Raw genomic sequence first — 15,606 nt, forward strand, 5'->3', positions numbered from 1 at the left:
TTCCTGGCGGGCGGCGACCAGGGTGCGGGCCGTGACGTAGCCGCTGTCGACGAGTTGCTCGGCGGGCAGCAGCTCCCGCGCGGCGAGACGGGTGTGGATCCCGGGCAGGGCCTGGCTGTCGTCCCCTTTCGGCAGCGCTGGTGGTGGCGACGTCCGTGATCAGCCGGGGCGCGGCGTCGTCGCAGGTCTCGGTCAGGTGCAGGCAGTAACCCGTCCAGCCGGTGGTCTTCTTGGTGCCGTAGCGTGCCTCGGTGTCCTAGAGGCTGGCCAGCCGTTGGTGCCCCGGTGGCAGGTCCTCGCTCTCGCGGGCCCGAACGCCGTCCTGGCCGCGGTGGTACTGCTGCAGCCACGCCCGGCGCAGGGTCTCCAGGGCGGGGATGCGGCGCAGCCAGTCGGGGGCATCGGGCCGCCAGGCGGCCGTGAGCAGGTGGAATCCATCCTCGCCGACCTGGCGCAGCCAGCTGTCGCGGTCCTGGTCGTCGGGCAGCCCGTGCCAGGCATCCACGCGTTCCCCGTACCGGCCCAGCCAGTTGGTCTCCCGCTCCGCCAGGGCCTGCTCCAGCCAGTTTGGCGCGGCAGCGGCGAGCGCCTCCAGCGCGGCCCGCAGGGTCTCGGCGACGAACTCCATCCGGTTCAGCAGGCGCATCCGCGGAGCTCGGTCCCGCCACGGTCCGAATCGGCCCCAGACGTTGGGCGACGCTCCCCACCACGTTTCCGTCACCGCCGGCGGGCGGGCCTCAGGCCCGCCCGCCGGCGGCGTGGGGTGCTCACCGCGCCCGAGGGAACCTGTTCGCCGGATTCCGGCCATCGCGATGCGGGCCGAACTCCCCTGTCCCGGGCTGCAGTTCGTGAACGAGCCTGCTATGCATGGACGTGTCCGCGCCGGTGTCCGTGTCCGCGGCTGGTGAACAGCCGGTACAGCGCGAGGAGGATGACGGACCCGACGACGGCCGCGATCCAGGTGGACAGGTCGAAGAAGCCGTCGATCGAGTCGACTCCGAAGATCACCTTGCCGAGGAAGCCTCCAAGCAGGCCTCCGGCGATACCGATGAGCATGGTGACGATGATTCCGCCCGGGTCCTTGCCCGGCATGAGCGCTTTGGCAATGGCCCCCGCGAGCAGACCGATGACTATCCAAGCGATGATGCCCATGGAAGATTTTCTCCTTTGCGTCCGGTTCGTCGGCCTTGTATCCGGTTCGCTGGCCTTGTGTCCGGTTCGCCGGACGGGTTACCCATGAGCACGTCACCAAACAGCAGTTGACGCCAAGGCCCTCGAACGCACGGCCCGACATGGGCCGGAGAACATTCCGGACGGCGGCACCGGTGGGCTTCGGAGTCGGAGGGCGTGCTGCGGGACGAGTACCTGGAACGGGAGCAGGCCGACGCCGAGGAGGTCCTGGCCTGGCTGGCGGAGCAGCCCTGGTGCGACGGCGGCACGGGGATGACTCGGCGAATGTGCGCCTCGCCCCGGTGCAGCACGAGACAGCCCAGCAGCGACTCGGCGGGGCTCCCGGAGTTCCCTCCGAACGGCCGGACGTACCTCAGTGGTTGGGTGGCCGGAAAGGCGAAGACCCGTGACCCGACCTGCCTCCGGTCGGGACCACGGGCCCTGTGCCTGGCCGTCAGTCGGCGAGTTCCTTCTTCTCCTCGGCGTGGCCGATCTCGATCCTGCGGGTCTTCGCCGTCTCGGCCACGGGGATCTTGACCGTCAGCACCCCGGCGTCGTACTCGGCCTCGATGTGCTCGACGTCCAGGTTCTCGCCGAGGAACAGCTGCCGCCGGAAGACTCCGTACGGCCGCTCGGCCGCGACCATCTCCGATAGGGCGCCCTTCGGTTCGGGGCGTTCGGCGCGCACGGTCAGCATGTTCTGCTCGACGCTCAGATCGATGCCGTCCGGCTCGACGCCGGGAACGTCGAGGTGGACCCACAGCGTGCCGTCACGCTCGTAGGCGTCCAACGGCATGGTCACCGGCCGCGCCGCCGTACCCAGCAACTGCTCGGTCAGACGGTCCAGTTCACGGAAGGGATCGGTACGCAGCAGCATCACAGTCACACTCCTCTCGGACAGTGACAGGACCAGCATTCGACGGCCGCTTCTACGAACCACCCTCACCACTCATATAACTCAAAAGGGATGTATTGACAATAAGTGGGCGAGGTTATATGGAGGCTTGTAGGAACTTCGTGGTTTGCGGAGGCCAAGCGGCCGAGGGTGGTGAGAACGATGCCCGGGCAGCGACCGCAGCGCGACCACTACGCGGTACTCGGCGTCCCGCGTTCCGCCTCCGCCGAGGAGATCACTTCCGCATATCGCAGGCTGGTGCGCTCGCTGCATCCGGACACCCGGCCCGAGGATTCGGCTTCGGCGGAGGACCTCGCGGACGTCCTCGCCGCCTATGACACGCTGCGCGATCCGGGGCGGCGCGCGGCATACGACATAGGCCGGGGCGGCCCGGCGTCGAGTGCGGCTGCAGGTCGGCCGGTGCCCGTACGCGTCCGAACGCGGACCTCCCGAGCAGCGCAGGCGCCCCCGCCCCGGCGACGGAGCAATGCGTCCAGCCTGCTGCGTGGCCCGGAAGAGGTGATCTCCCTCGCGCCTTCGCGCATCGGCCCCCGGTTCGCGGTTCTTCCGCCGGGATGGGATGACGGCGACTCCGTCACCCGGATTGTGCTGCAGTGGCTGCGGCAGGCGGATTCCTGGCTGCGATGACGACCGGGTTTCCGCGGGTCGCTCACTCCTCCCGCCGACCGAGAGGGCCAGGGGAGCCACCGGCCCTCTCGTATTCGTCGGTGTCTGTCAGCCGAGCCGGGAGCGCAGGAGCTGTTTGCCGAGATCGGCGCCCTTGCGGCTGTCGGCCTGGGCCTTGCGGAAAAGTTCCACGATCTCGTTGTCGTTTTCGCGTTCGGCGTCCTGGACGTAGGTCTCCAGTCGCAGGGCGTTGTTCAGGCAGGCTTCGATGAACCAGATCAGGTTGTAGTCCTTGTCCTTGGTTCCGGTGATGCCGCCTGTTTCTCTGGTGCTGGTCATGGTGGATCTCCCTTTCTTTCTCGGTCAAGCGCGGTCATGGTCGTCGGGAAGCAGGTGCCGACTTGGCTGTGGTGAGGGGTGAAGCGCGTTTGCACACCTGCCGCGCCGGAGCGGGCTCCGCGGCCGTCAGCCAGGCGGTGATCTGGTCCGGGCTCATGGCGTCGTATTCCGCCGGGGCCGACTCCCGCGTAGCTCTTCGATGGCCTGCAGTACGGTGGCCCGGTTGGCGTGGGCGCGTTCAAAGCCCTCTATGACGGTCAGCTGGCTCTGGGAGAGATCGCGCAGCCGCTGGACGATGTCGGTGGCGGCCAACCGGCCGTAGCCGGGGATCGGGAGGTCTTCCTCCCGGGTGACGGCGCCTTGCACCTGCTCGGCCATCCGCGTCACGCTCGGCGTCTCCTCGGGCGCCCCGGCGGCCGTACGGCGGGTCTGCTGCCCTCCGCCCCGGACGACCTCCCGGATCCGGGCGACGGTGGTGCGTACCACCTGGCCGGCCGCCGCGGTGGGGCCACCGTTGCCTTTGACCGTTCGGCCGGCCTTTGCGGCTGCGGCGGCCAGGGCCTGGGCCTCTTCGTCGACGCTGCTCTCCAGTGCCTGAAGCAGTTGCTCATCCTGGCGGCGCAGCGCGGCAAGCAGGTCCACGGCCTCCTCATCATCGGCGACGGCGGCGATGCTCTCCCCCGCCCGGCAGGACACCAGGGCCCGGGCAACGGCCGCGTACTCGCCTTCCGCGTTCTTCAGGCGTCCCCGCTCGGTGGCCTGGCGTCCCCCGCGCAGAAGACCGCTCGCGATCACCGCCTGCAGAGGGACCCTGACGGTGCGGACCGCGCCGTCGGAAACGCTGCGTACCAACTCGGACGTGTCCCGCATCAGCGTCCGTGGGCGGATCTCGCGGACGTGGTCGTCGACACGGGCCAGGCGGTCCGCGGTGCCGACGACGTGGCGCCGGAGTGCCTGATGGCGCGGCCCGACGGCGGTGACGGCCATATCGGCACGGAATCGGTCGATGACTGCGGCGTGGGCCTCGCGAACGTCTTCCAACGCCGGGATGAGCGCGTCCGTCATCACTGTCATGGCCGTACTCCCTGGGGCTTTGGGTTGGCAGAGGTGAGGTGTGCCATGTCCGCCGGGCGGCTGCCCGGCGTGGGCGCGTTACTGGACGAGAGTGTGGGACCGGGCACGCAGGCGGTGGCGTGTGCGGGGGAAGAAGCCGTCACCAGCGATCGGCGCACGGCCCGATGCTCTGAGTGAGGGTTGGCATGTCGTCCGGACCGGACCCGCCTCGTGTGCCGCTTCCAGTCCCGGTCGGCCGATGCCTGCCAGGGACCGGAGCGGCATGTAGCAGGTAGGTGGTCACTCCCCGCTGGTGATCTCGATGTGGCGGGGCTTGGCCGCCTCGGCCTTGGGCACGTTCACGGTCAGCACGCCGTCCGCCAGGCTGGCGTTGACGCCTTCGGCGTTGATCTCGCCGGGCAGCACGGCCTGGTACTCGAACCTGCCGGTGCGGCGGGTGCCGCGGCGCAGGACACCAGCGCGTTCCCGCTCCTTGAACTCGCCTCTGATGGTCAGTTCGCGTTCGCCCATCTCGATGTCGATGTCGTCCCGCTTGACGCCGGGCAGGTCGATCTCGATGAGGTAGGCGTCGTCGGTTTCGGAGACATCCGCTGCCGGGGCCCACGCCCCGGCCGTGGGTGCCAGGCCACCGCCGACCGTGGTCTCCAGCAGGTTGCCGAAACGGCTGAAGAGGTCGTCGAACTCGGCGAGCGGATCCCCGGCCCAGCCCGGGAATCGCCGTTGGGCCAGCCGACTCCCCGTGGCGCGTCGCGCGGGCAGAGTCATCGTCCTTCACCTCCAGGGCAATTGGTACCGATTCATCCCGATTTGGGTACCCGGTGTCGGTGGTGTTGAACACGCGCTCGCGCTCCGCTCTTGGTGCTCAGGCATTGAAGAGCGAAGCGGAGGCTGCCGCGCCCCCGATTCACCTCCTGGCGCCAGCTGCGCACGACAGGCGATTGGCGCGTCCGAGATTCGTGGGTCCGAACGCTCGTGGGCGACTGCCTCCCACTCATCACCAATGCCACCAAGGAGGTAGAAACTGGTAATTACTGACAAGGAAGGTGCGGACCCTATCCAGGCTCTTGACGACGTTTGCTTCAAATCCGCAGGTGGCAGTGCACCGGCGCTGTCGTCTGCCGGCAGATGAAGGAGAGGACCATGACACGGGCAGTGGGAATCGACCTCGGCACGACGAACTCGGTGGTGTGCGTGCTGGAGGGTGGAGACCCCACGGTCATCACCAACACGGAAGGGGCGCGGACGACCCCGTCGGTGGTCGCCTTCGCCAAGAACGGCGAGGTGCTCGTCGGTGAAGTGGCCAAGCGCCAGGCGGTCACCAACGTGGAGCGCACCGTCCGCTCGGTCAAACGCCACATGGGCGACGCGCAGTGGCGTTTCCCGGAGAGCGGGAGCATCGACGGCAAGCGGTACGCCCCCCAGGAGATCTCCGCACGGATACTGCAGAAGCTCAAGCGGGACGCGGAGGCGTACCTCGGTGAGGACGTCACCGAGGCGGTCATCACCGTTCCGGCGTACTTCAACGACTCTCAGCGCACCGCGACCAAGGAGGCCGGGGAGATCGCCGGCCTGAAGGTGCTGCGGATCATCAACGAGCCCACCGCGGCCGCCCTGGCCTACGGGCTGGACAAGGAGAACGACCAGACCGTCCTCGTCTTCGACCTGGGCGGCGGCACGTTCGACGTGTCGCTGCTGGAGATCGGCGAGGGTGTGGTCGAGGTCAAGGCCACCAACGGCGACACACACCTGGGCGGCGACGACTGGGACCAGCGGCTCGTCGACCACCTGGCCAAGCAGTTCAAGAACGCGTACGGCGTGGACCTGTCCAAGGACAAGATGGCCGTGCAGCGGCTGCGGGAGGCCGCCGAGCGGGCGAAGATCGAGCTGTCCTCGTCGTCGGAGTCCACGGTCAACCTGCCGTACATCACCGCGTCCGCCGAGGGTCCGCTGCACCTGGACGAGAAGCTCACGCGCGCCCAGTTCCAGCAGATGACCTCGGATCTGCTGGATCGGTGCAAGGGCCCGTTCCACAACGCGATCAAGGATGCCGGGATCAAGGTGTCCGACATCGACCACGTCATCCTGGTCGGCGGCTCGACGAGGATGCCGGCGGTGACCGACCTCGTACCGGCGCTGACCGGCAAGGACCCGCACAAGGGCGTCAACCCCGATGAGGTCGTGGCCGTGGGCGCCGCCCTGCAGGCCGGTGTCCTCAAGGGCGAGGTCAAGGACGTCCTGCTGCTGGACGTCACGCCGCTGTCCCTCGGCATCGAGACCAAGGGCGGCATCATGACCAAGCTCATCGAGCGCAACACCACGATCCCGACGAAGCGTTCGGAGATCTTCACCACGGCCGAGGACAGCCAGCCGTCGGTGACCATCCAGGTCTACCAGGGCGAGCGTGAGATCGCCGCGTACAACAAGAAGCTCGGGATGTTCGAGCTGACCGGTCTGCCGCCTGCACCCCGTGGTGTGCCGCAGATCGAGGTCACCTTCGACATCGACGCGAACGGAATCATGCACGTGTCCGCCAAGGACCTGGGCACCGGCAAGGAACAGAAGATGACCGTGACCGGCGGCTCGGCCCTCCCGAAGGACGACATCGACCGCATGGTTCGCGAAGCCGAGCAGCACGCCGAGGAAGACCGGCGCAGGCGCGAGGCCGCTGAGACCCGCAACCGCGCCGAGCAGGTCGCCTACCAGACCGAACGGCTGCTCGCCGACAACGCCGACAAGATCCCCGCCGATGTCAAGGGCGAGGTCGACACCGCTCTGGCGGAGCTCAAGGAAGCCCTCAAGGCGGAGCCGGCCGGCAGCGACAACCCCGCCGCCCTGCGGCAGGCCACTGACAAGGTCACCGCCGCAGCCCAGAAGGTGGGTAGCGCCATGTACGCCCGGGCGCAGGCCGGCCAGCAGGCAGCCGACGGCATGGGCGGTGGCGAGGCCGGCCCGGCCGGGCAGGACGAGGACGTCGTCGACGCCGAGATCGTCGACGACGAAAGGCGGCAGGAGGGTGCCGGATGACCCGCCCTGGCGACAACCACCGCCGCAGCAAGCACCCTCTGTCGATCGTCGAGGACAACCGGCGGCGGGATCCGGGAACCAGCCTGGAGCCCCGCCGCCGCGGCGACATCGAGCCTGCCCCGAAGGCCGACGCGGCCGTGGGCGAGACGGATGTCCTGCGTGCACAGGTGCGTGAGCGGACAGCGGACCTGCAGCGAGTGAAGTCCGAGTACGACAGCTACCGCAAACGGGTGAGCCGCGACCGCCGCGCAGTCGGCGAGATAGCCGTGACCAACGTGCTCGCCGGTCTCCTCCCCGTACTCGACGCCATCGACGAGGCCCGCAAGCAAGGAGAAGTCACCGGCGGCTTCCAACGCGTCACCGAGGCACTGGAAACCGAACTCGCGGCCCTCGGGCTGACGTCCTTCGGCACGGCGGGCGATCCCTTCGACCCCACCCTGTACGAGGCCGTCTCCTGTACACGCTCCGACCATGTCGAATGGCCGACCTGCACCACGATCCTGCGCCCCGGCTACCGTGTCGGCAACCAGCTCCTGCGGCCCGCTCAGGCGGAAGTCGCCGAACCACCGGCCAGACGGTAAGGCACCTCGCCTTCCGCTCACGCCGCCGCGGAACACGCCGATCCAACGTCCGACAAGCGAGGGCGGTCCCACAGGGACCGCCTCTTGTCAGGAGTAAGCCGCGTGACCGGGGCGCCACAGGTGCGTAGCGTCGGACAGCACCTCACCTGCCACGGATGTGATGCACACCATTGCCGATATGGGCACAAATATGCTCACGTTACGGAGCCACCACACTTCGAAGAGAGCGGTGACCAGTGGGTCAGCACGTTCACGTCCGCCTCAGCGACGCCATGGCCGTGTCGGAAGACGGTGAGCTGGTGGAACACTCCCGCTGCCGCTGCGGCGCAACCTGGACACGAACCTATCGAGCCGACGAGGGCGACGCCGAGGAGTAAGGGTCGTATCGCCGTCCTGCGACCCGTACGGGAACGGACCCTCGAACGTCCCCCGCGGGCTGGGGGCCGAGGATCGCATTCCCGCCGCCGGCGGAAACCGGCACTGTCTCGCCATCGCCCTCCCTTCCCGTGCCGGCGGCTGAGGCATCAGCCTTCGAGCAGGTCGCGGAAGAGAGCCGTCCGAGCCTGTCGCCGTCAGCCGCCCCCTGTCGACGCATGCCGTGGCCGCGGACCCCGGTTGCCGAGCGGGCCATGCCCCGTAAGATCGCCATCAACGGCAGCGACCCACCCAAGCAGATCAGCGGCTGAAGCCCGCATCCACCGGTAGGTGCCTGGGGCACGGGGCTCCCGCCAGGCGGCGCGCCCTTTCGCAGCCGTGACCGCCCGATCGGGAGGACACCATGCGCACGGACTGGGACGCCTTCCTGTCCGCCGTCCAAGAGCGCGGCGAATACCCCACACAGGCGGAGGCGGAGCGCGCTTCCCGAGTGGTCCTCGCTCTGCTCGGCGCGCATCTGCTGGGCGAAGTGCGCCGGGAGCTGGCAGCCCTGCTCCCTGAGACGCTGGCGGGCATCCTGCTCAACCCTCTCCAGGCGCATGAACCGCTCCCGCCCGAACGGTTCATCCGGGCGACCGCGGCCTGGATCGAAGGCGCCACCGAGAAGACCGCGACCTGGGACGTCAGCGCCGTGCTCAGCGTCGTGGCCGACACCGCGGGCGAAGACCTGACCCAGCGGATTCTGCTCCAGCTCCCGCCCGGCTACGACCTGCTCTTCGGCCACCCACAGTCGATCTGAGGCCGGGAACGCCGGCCACCCACGAAATGCGTTTGCTCAGGACAGGAGCCGGTGATCGCGCGGTCCGGGACGGCGCGTGGGCTGCTGGCGGTGGCGGGTCCCGATGGGGACGGACGGGCTGGCGCCGGCGCGGAGCGCAGCGTAGGAGTCGGGGGTGTGGTGCTGGAGCCAGCCGGTGATGCGCCGCCAGGCGTCGGTGACCTCCCGTACGGTGACGGCTTCGGCGGCAGGGTCGGTCGTCGACCATCACGGTGAGGATGCCGGGCCGATTCGATGGCTGGCCCATGTCCGGGTCGCCGGCCGGCCGGCCGGCCAGAACCTTCAGGGCGTAGGGACGCCGGCCCCGAGCTGGGTGGCGATGTCTCGGATGTGCCGGGGATCTCGACATCCACGGCCTGGAGCTCCTCGCTCATCCGATGGAGGGTGGTGGCCCTCACTGAGCAGGACACCCGCGCCCGGACCTGGTATCTATCCGTTGATGTCAAGCGCCGTCCCGTACAGCCGGTCAACCTTCAACCGGATGACAATCCGGCGTTCGACGACCAACTGCTCCAGGAAAACATCTTCGTCCTCCGGCTTCGCAGCCTCCGGGATCATTCCGAGCAGTTCCCGCCCGACCGCGTCGCCAGGGACTGCCGTGACCTCGGATACCTCGGCCTCGCCCTCGGCGACGGCGAACGACCACACGTCGCCACCCTGCACATGCAGCGCCGCACGCGGATCGTGCCGCAGGTGCTTGACTTTGATGCGGTCGGCCGTCGTCGAGAACCGCACGATGCGGGCCTCGGAGTCCCAGCTGTAGAGCATGGTGGTCAGGTGGGGGCGACCATTGCGCTTGACGGTGGCGAGAGTGCCGAACTGCTGCTTCAAGAGCAGGTTGGAGAGGGCTTCGTCGGACAATGGGCGAGGTGCCGGGCCTTGAGTCATGCCCAGATCAACATTTGTGGCTGTCCAGAAATTTCATGGCCGCCGTAAGCCCAGCGACTCAATTTCACAACGAGCCCTATTCCAAGGGGGGCTTACTGCCTCGCCGCCGCGACCGGTCGACCGCGGCGCTTCGCGCTCAGCGCTGGGCCTCACGGTCATCGAGAAGCCGGCGTTCAGGAGCTCCGCCGCGGACGCCGCGACGTCCTCCACCGTGGCCGTCGTCACAGGCCAGCACCTGCCCACACGGCCGTCTGTGTCCGTTCGCGCTGCGGACGGGCAGTACGCCGGTTCCGGAGCGATCAGCTTTCGGACCTGAACTTGCCCGGTGTCGTCCCCAGTCTTTGCTGGAAGGCGCGTGTCATGTGGCTCTGGTCGGAGAACCCGCACAGAGCGGCGATTTCCCGCAGCGGGTTGCTTGTCCGCTGGAGCATGAGTTGGGCCCGGGAGACACGCTGCCTGGTGACGAATTCGTGTGGAGTGGTCCCCATGGTCTGCCGGAATCGCCTGGCGAAGTGGTAACGGCTCAGGCCGACACAGCCGGCGAGGTCGTCGAGGGAGATGCTCTCGCGCATGTGTGATCGGATGAACTCCTGGATGGTGCCGATCTGCCGTGTGGTGAGCGTGTCGGCCGGGGTGTGCTCCCGGAACTGCACCTGGGCGTGACGTCGCAAAATGTGCACGGACAGTTGGCAGGACAGTGACTCGATCAGCAGTGGACTGCCCACGTCGCTGTGTGCGGCTTCGGCCGCGATGTGCATGGCGGTGCGGTGGATCGCCGGGTCGTTGGCTTTGAGGACGTCGTTGAGTTCGATGTCGGCGATGTCGCGTTCGTACATCTGGCGGCATGTCGCGGCGAGTTCGTCCTGGGTGAGGTAGACGTGGACGACCTCGATCCCCTCGGGCCAGACCCAGTGGGATTCGGCAGCGCGGGTGAGCAGTGAGACGTCGCCGGGGCCGAGGTGTTCGGTCGACCAATGACCGTCGAAGCGTCGTCGCATGGCCGTGGTTCCGCGGCGGTAGGCGACGATCATGTAATCCCGCATGGGCGGGACTCCGACATCGGAGCCGCTGTAGCAGTATCCGCGTACCGACATACCGTCCCAGCCCTGCTCGGGACTGTGCACCGTGAGACGTCCGGGCACCCAGACCGGAAGCTCGTCCGGCCCGATCAAGTGTTGCGCCATCGGCCTGTCCTCCACGTCGACATTGACGCTCGGCAACGGGCTGTTCGGCGAGTGCTCGGCAGCCTGCTGCGTTTCGACGCTAATGCCTGCGGGCGGTATGCGACAGGTCACGGCGATTGGCGCACCCGTATTTTCAAGCCGCACGGCGGATTGTTCAACGCATTCGCTCTCCCCAAAACGCAGTGACCTGTGCCGTTGCCTGTTTCTTGGCCAAGTGCGCGAGACCGTTCAACGGCTCGGCGTATCCGTTCAAGCCTTCTCGGTGCGTTTCGGTGCAAGGTCCTGGCCATCAGATGGGCGCCCGTAGCTCGTTACGGCGCCGCGGCTTGCGTGTGATCGGAGAGGCACCGTGACGGCTCAACATCAAATCCCCGGCGCAGGCGAGAGCAACTGGGTCGCCCTGGATGCGGGCGGCACGATGACCGACGCGGTCATCGTCAGCGATGACGGCCAGTTCCTGGTCGGCAAGTACTTGACCAACAAGCAGGACGAATCGGTCAGCTTCATCGGGTCGATCGCGGATGCCGCGAAGACCGACGGCAAGCAGCTGTCCGAGGTGATGCCGCACAGTGAAGTCATCGTCTACGCCGGCACGATCATGCTGAACACGCTGCTCAGCAAGACCGGTTCGACGGTGGGGCTGCTGCTGACCCAGGGCTTCGAGGACTACCTGCTGATGGAGAAGGCCGAGGGCGGCTGGCTGGGCTATCCCTATGCCGACCGGCTGCACACCGTGACCCATCACCACGACGATCCGGTGATCCCGCGGGACCGGGTGCATGGCGCCCAGGAACGCATCGACCTGTTCGGTCAGGTCACCGTCCCGCTGCGGGAGGAGGACGTACGGGTCGCCGCACGCGAGTTGGTGGCCGCCGGGGCCGAGTCGATCGGCGTGATGTTCCTGTTCTCGCACATGAACCCCGCACACGAGCAGCGTGCTGCGGAGATCATCGCCGAGGAGGCACCCGGCGTCTCGGTCGTGCTGTCCTCGGCGATCGCACCGACGCACAAGGAGTACACCCGGCTGGCCAGTGTCGTCGCGCAGTCCTATGCGGGGGAGCGGGCCCGCAAGCACTTCAAGGCCGTGGAGGAGAAGGCGCGTTCGGACGGTTTCCGGCGGGAGGTCTCCACGCTGCTGGCGCACGGCGGCACCGTACCGGTGGACACCCCCCGGCTGTACGAGTCCTATGTGTCCGGTCCCGTCGGTGGGGTGCTGGGCGGACACTTCGTCGGGGAGATCCTCGGTTCGGACAACGTGGTCTGCTGCGACATCGGGGGAACCAGCTTCGATGTCGGCATCGTTCGCGACGGCACCATCCCGATCACCCGGGAGCCCACCCTGCTGAGCTTCCGCACCAACATCCCGATGATCCATACCGAGTCGATCGGTGCCGGGATGGGGTCGGAACTGGGGATCCACCCGCTGACCGGGAAGCTCACCATCGGGCCGCGGAGCGCGGGGTCGGATGTCGGTGTCTGTCTGAACTGGCCGAACCCGACGATCACCGACTGCCATCTACTGCTGGGCTATCTGGATCCGAACAACTTCCTCGGCGGTGACGTGCCGCTGGACAAGGACGCGGCGCAGGCGGCGCTGGAGCCGATGGCCAAGCATTTCAAGGTCGGCGTCATGGAGTTCTGCGAGCGGGCACATCAGCTGGTCACCGAGTCGATGCGGGAGTTCCTGTCGAACATGCTCCGTGGCCGCGGGTACACCACCGAGGAGTACTCGATGCTGATGTACGGCGGTGGCGGCCCGCTGGGCCTGTCCGGGGTGCTCGACGGGCTGAATTTCAAGGAGGTCATCACTTTCCCGTTCGCCGCCGTCTTCTCGGCATTCGGCGTGCTCTGCGCGCCGCGGCGCTATCGCTACCACCAGGCGACCATCGCTGCGTGTCCGGCCGGGGACGACGGTCCGGCCCGCGCGGTCAAGGGCGCCGCGATCGAGGCGATCAACACGGCCTGGGCATCGCTGGAGGAGCGCGCACGTCAGGACTTCGCCATCCACGGCTGGGATTTCGGCGCGGCCAAGCTGAATCGCTCGGCCTATGTGCGTTTCACCAACCAGCTGTCGGACTTCGAGGTCCCCTGGGACGGTGAGCGGCTCAAGTCGATCGACGACCTCCACGAGCTGATGCGCGGCTACGAGCGCGTCTACACCAGCATCTATCCGAAGCAGGCCCTCTACTCCGAAGTCGGTTACCAGATCCTGGAGCTCGCGCTCTCCGCCGATCTGGAGACCCCCAAGCCGGCCATCCCGGTGCTGGACCTGCACGGCCGGACCCCGCCCTCGTCGGCGATCAAGGGAACCCGGCCCGGGCACTGGAAGGGCGAGGACATCACCTTCCGGATCTACGAGATGGACGAGCTGCAGGCAGGCAACGTCGTGGGCGGCCCGGCGGTGATCGAGCACCCGGCGACCACGCTGCTCATCCCGCCCACCCATCACGTCGAGTTCGACAGCCGACGCCTCATCCACTACCGCGCCGGTCAGGCCTGACCCCCGATTCGCCTGAACCCCGTTCGTCCCACGGTGACGTGAAAGGCAGGACCCCACATGACCAGCGAGAAGCCGACGCTGCTCGAGCAACTGACCCGCTGCGAGGAGCTGTTCGAAGAGACCGGTCACTACCAGGGCTTGACCGAGCTGCCCAACCTCGAAGCCGACCCGCTGCAGTTCGAGTCGTTCCACTCCCGGCTGCTGTCGACCATCATCTCGACGCGCGAGACGATGAAGTACATCGCCTCCTCCCCCGCGGTCCGGGACTTCGAGGAGTTCGTGATCGGGCTCTACACCCCGGAAGGCGACGCCATCGCCCTGTCCAGCGGGATCATGGTGCACGTCCACACCCTGTCCGAGTTCATCAAGTTCATGATCAAGAACGGGTACGAGGACAACCCGAAGATCCGGCCCGGGGACATCTTCGAGAACAACGAGGTGTGGGCCGGCGGCGTGCACACGCCGGACGTCATGACGGTCATCCCGGTCTTCCACGGCGACGAGCTCATCGCCTGGGTCGGCGCGGTCACCCACGAACTGGAGGCGGGCACCTACGAGGGGCCAGGCATGTCGGTCCTCACCCCGGACCGGTACGGCGAGGGTCTGCACATCAGCGCGGAGAAGGTCGGCGAGCACGACCACTTCCGCCACGACTACATGCTGCGGCTGCGCATGGGCCTCAGGAACGCCAACTGGTGGATCCTCGACGACAAGGCCAAGCTGTCGGGTTGCCTGATGGTCCGTGACGCGCTCACCGCGATCGTCGACGAGTTCGGCCTGGACTACTACCAGCAGGCCACGAAGGAGCTGATCGAGGAAGGCCGCCGGGAATTCCTCAAGCGGGTCCGTACGACCATGGTGCCGGGCACCTACCGCGGGCTGACCATGCCGGTGCACAAGCGCAGCCATGTGCCCTTCGTGCACCCGCTGGCCAAGAACGACTTCATCGACCTGGTGCGCCAGGAGATGACGGTCACCGGTGAAGGCCGCATCGAGCTCGACTACGAGGGTTCGACCGGCTGGAGCTTCCACCCGTTCAACTGCGCCCCGGGGCCGATGAACGGCGGCTTCTGGATCACCCTGACCCAACTGCTCAACTACGACGGCCGGGTCAACGACGGCGCGTATCTGGCGGTCAAGCAGTACCTGCCCGAGGGATCGATCGTCAACGCCAACTACCAGGGCGTGGCGACCTCGTTGGCCTGGTGGACCCTCATCCCGATCTTCGCCAATGTCTGGCGGCTGATGGGAATCAGCTGGTACGCCAGAGGATTCACCGAGGAGATCCTGATGTCGACCCCGACCTCGTCGAGATCCGCGAATTCCTCTGCCCGGTCAGCGGCACGCTCCTCGACGTCGACTGCGTCCCGCCGACCTTTCCGGTGGAGGTCGACTTCACACCCGACCTGGCGACGTTCTACACCGAGTGGCTCGGCCGCGACCTGCCGGTCGCCCTCTGAAACCTGCCGGTCCCGGCGGTCCCGGCGGCGCCGCGTATCGCCGGGACCGGCGAGGGTGCCGCCCTCGCCGTCGTCGAACTCGACGAGAACGCCGCCAGGAGCTGGCCGGCGCCCTGACGAAGTCCGGGGCACAGGCCACGTTCGCGGCCTGTGATGTGGCCCAGGAGGACCAGGTCGCATGGCGGTAACGGATGGCGCGGCTGATGCGGTTGCTGTCCACCGGGAAGATCGACCCGACACCGATGACGACGCATCGGTTCGGCATCGCCGACGCCGAGGACGCGTTCGAGTTGATGACCAGCAAGCGTGACGGCACTTTCCGGTTCGGGCGCCCGGCAGTGGCGCGGTGGCGATCGTGTCGTCGCTGGCCAGGTCGTAGAGCCGGATGCGGGCGCGACCGGGGTCGAGGGCGACCGCGTATCCGGTCGAACCGTCCAGGGCGGCCCGGAACACCAACACGCCCATGGAGGAGGCGGATTGGGGCGTGACGCGGGCCGCGTACGTGCCCTTGGCCGCGAGTTGCTGCTCGGACAGGGCGAGGGCGGGCTCGCGACTGCCGCCGGTCGCCTTTTGACCGCCGTCGGAGGTGCGGGTCCAGGTGCCGGTGACGGGGATGGGGTCGGGGATCGGGATGGGGGCGGGGGTTGCTCC

Annotated in this window: 14 protein-coding genes and 2 pseudogenes; 8 read left to right on the forward strand and 8 right to left on the reverse strand. The window is 67.8% G+C overall.

All coding sequences use genetic code 11. The features are described 5' to 3' along the window. Positions 1-256 precede the first annotated feature (256 nt). Positions 257-646, reverse strand: a complete 390-nt coding sequence (locus ABD357_RS34770) for a hypothetical protein (RefSeq protein WP_344395226.1) — start codon at positions 644-646, stop codon at positions 257-259. A 215-nt stretch (positions 647-861) separates the two neighbouring features. Beyond that, a complete protein-coding gene (locus ABD357_RS34775) occupies positions 862-1,152 on the reverse strand; it encodes a GlsB/YeaQ/YmgE family stress response membrane protein (RefSeq protein WP_344395227.1) in 291 nt (96 codons plus the stop codon). 171 nt (positions 1,153-1,323) lie between these two features. On the opposite strand from ABD357_RS34775, the pseudogene ABD357_RS34780 reads away from it, so the two are divergent. After that, positions 1,324-1,446 (forward strand): annotated as a pseudogene (locus ABD357_RS34780) (CocE/NonD family hydrolase); the annotation flags it as partial. Between the two features lie 178 nt (positions 1,447-1,624). On the opposite strand, the gene ABD357_RS34785 reads toward ABD357_RS34780, so the two are convergent. Beyond that, complete coding sequence (locus ABD357_RS34785) at positions 1,625-2,047, reverse strand: Hsp20/alpha crystallin family protein (RefSeq protein WP_344395228.1); 423 nt, start codon at positions 2,045-2,047, stop codon at positions 1,625-1,627. Positions 2,048-2,227: 180 nt separating this feature from the next. Here ABD357_RS34785 and ABD357_RS34790 point away from each other — a divergent pair, with 180 nt between their 5' ends. Then, a complete protein-coding gene (locus ABD357_RS34790; RefSeq protein WP_344395229.1) occupies positions 2,228-2,713 on the forward strand; it encodes a J domain-containing protein in 486 nt (161 codons plus the stop codon). 87 nt (positions 2,714-2,800) lie between these two features. On the opposite strand, the gene ABD357_RS34795 is transcribed toward ABD357_RS34790, so the two are convergent. The 3 genes from ABD357_RS34795 to ABD357_RS34805 form a co-directional block, all read right to left on the reverse strand. Then, entirely contained in the window at positions 2,801-3,031 is a 231-nt protein-coding gene (locus ABD357_RS34795; RefSeq protein WP_344395230.1) for a hypothetical protein, read from the reverse strand. Positions 3,032-3,184: 153 nt separating this feature from the next. Continuing rightward, positions 3,185-4,105 carry a hypothetical protein gene (locus tag ABD357_RS34800; RefSeq protein WP_344395231.1) on the reverse strand — a complete coding sequence of 307 codons (921 nt, stop codon included), beginning with the start codon at positions 4,103-4,105 and terminating at the stop codon, positions 3,185-3,187. Positions 4,106-4,384: 279 nt separating this feature from the next. Beyond that, positions 4,385-4,870: an Hsp20/alpha crystallin family protein gene (locus tag ABD357_RS34805; RefSeq protein ID WP_344395232.1), complete on the reverse strand. Its 486-nt coding sequence runs from the start codon at positions 4,868-4,870 to the stop codon at positions 4,385-4,387. Between the two features lie 375 nt (positions 4,871-5,245). On the opposite strand from ABD357_RS34805, the gene dnaK reads away from it, so the two are divergent. From dnaK to ABD357_RS34820, 3 genes are all read left to right on the forward strand, one after another. Next, on the forward strand, positions 5,246-7,129 hold the full coding sequence (gene dnaK / locus ABD357_RS34810) for a molecular chaperone DnaK (RefSeq protein ID WP_344395233.1): 1,884 nt from the start codon (positions 5,246-5,248) through the stop codon (positions 7,127-7,129). Further along, positions 7,126-7,710, forward strand: a complete 585-nt coding sequence (gene grpE, locus ABD357_RS34815; RefSeq protein ID WP_344395234.1) for a nucleotide exchange factor GrpE — start codon at positions 7,126-7,128, stop codon at positions 7,708-7,710. The genes dnaK and grpE overlap by 4 nt, the downstream gene beginning before the upstream one ends. Positions 7,711-8,488: 778 nt before the next feature. Further along, entirely contained in the window at positions 8,489-8,884 is a 396-nt protein-coding gene (locus ABD357_RS34820) for a DUF2267 domain-containing protein (protein WP_344395235.1), read from the forward strand. 468 nt (positions 8,885-9,352) lie between these two features. Here ABD357_RS34820 and ABD357_RS34825 read toward each other — a convergent pair whose 3' ends face one another. Then, positions 9,353-9,811: a PPOX class F420-dependent oxidoreductase gene (locus ABD357_RS34825; protein WP_344395236.1), complete on the reverse strand. Its 459-nt coding sequence runs from the start codon at positions 9,809-9,811 to the stop codon at positions 9,353-9,355. Between the two features lie 299 nt (positions 9,812-10,110). Then, positions 10,111-10,995, reverse strand: coding sequence for a helix-turn-helix domain-containing protein (locus ABD357_RS34830; RefSeq protein ID WP_344395237.1), 885 nt, complete (start codon positions 10,993-10,995; stop codon positions 10,111-10,113). Between the two features lie 349 nt (positions 10,996-11,344). On the opposite strand from ABD357_RS34830, the gene ABD357_RS34835 reads away from it, so the two are divergent. From ABD357_RS34835 to ABD357_RS44925, 3 genes and pseudogenes are all read left to right on the forward strand, one after another. Beyond that, a complete protein-coding gene (locus tag ABD357_RS34835) occupies positions 11,345-13,495 on the forward strand; it encodes a hydantoinase/oxoprolinase family protein (RefSeq protein WP_344395238.1) in 2,151 nt (716 codons plus the stop codon). A gap of 57 nt (positions 13,496-13,552) precedes the next feature. Beyond that, positions 13,553-14,734: pseudogene (locus ABD357_RS34840) on the forward strand (hydantoinase B/oxoprolinase family protein); the annotation flags it as partial. Then, positions 14,701-14,955, forward strand: a complete 255-nt coding sequence (locus tag ABD357_RS44925) for an acetone carboxylase subunit gamma (RefSeq protein WP_425585157.1) — start codon at positions 14,701-14,703, stop codon at positions 14,953-14,955. The pseudogene ABD357_RS34840 and the gene ABD357_RS44925, both read left to right, overlap by 34 nt. Positions 14,956-15,606: the final 651 nt, after the last annotated feature.

The organism is Streptomyces vastus (assembly GCF_039532825.1).
Classification (GTDB): Bacteria; Actinomycetota; Actinomycetes; order Streptomycetales; family Streptomycetaceae; genus Streptomyces; species Streptomyces vastus.

Bases quoted from the DNA above. Each gene is read 5' to 3' on its own strand.
- ABD357_RS34770 (WP_344395226.1), bottom strand. From the start codon at position 646: ATGCGCCTGCTGAACCGGATGGAGTTCGTCGCCGAGACCCTGCGGGCC.
- ABD357_RS34775 (WP_344395227.1), bottom strand. From the start codon at position 1,152: ATGGGCATCATCGCTTGGATAGTCATCGGTCTGCTCGCGGGGGCCATT.
- ABD357_RS34785 (WP_344395228.1), bottom strand. From the start codon at position 2,047: ATGCTGCTGCGTACCGATCCCTTCCGTGAACTGGACCGTCTGACCGAG.
- ABD357_RS34790 (WP_344395229.1), top strand. From the start codon at position 2,228: ATGCCCGGGCAGCGACCGCAGCGCGACCACTACGCGGTACTCGGCGTC.
- ABD357_RS34795 (WP_344395230.1), bottom strand. From the start codon at position 3,031: ATGACCAGCACCAGAGAAACAGGCGGCATCACCGGAACCAAGGACAAG.
- ABD357_RS34800 (WP_344395231.1), bottom strand. From the start codon at position 4,105: ATGACAGTGATGACGGACGCGCTCATCCCGGCGTTGGAAGACGTTCGC.
- ABD357_RS34805 (WP_344395232.1), bottom strand. From the start codon at position 4,870: ATGACTCTGCCCGCGCGACGCGCCACGGGGAGTCGGCTGGCCCAACGG.
- dnaK (WP_344395233.1), top strand. From the start codon at position 5,246: ATGACACGGGCAGTGGGAATCGACCTCGGCACGACGAACTCGGTGGTG.
- grpE (WP_344395234.1), top strand. From the start codon at position 7,126: ATGACCCGCCCTGGCGACAACCACCGCCGCAGCAAGCACCCTCTGTCG.
- ABD357_RS34820 (WP_344395235.1), top strand. From the start codon at position 8,489: ATGCGCACGGACTGGGACGCCTTCCTGTCCGCCGTCCAAGAGCGCGGC.
- ABD357_RS34825 (WP_344395236.1), bottom strand. From the start codon at position 9,811: ATGACTCAAGGCCCGGCACCTCGCCCATTGTCCGACGAAGCCCTCTCC.
- ABD357_RS34830 (WP_344395237.1), bottom strand. From the start codon at position 10,995: ATGGCGCAACACTTGATCGGGCCGGACGAGCTTCCGGTCTGGGTGCCC.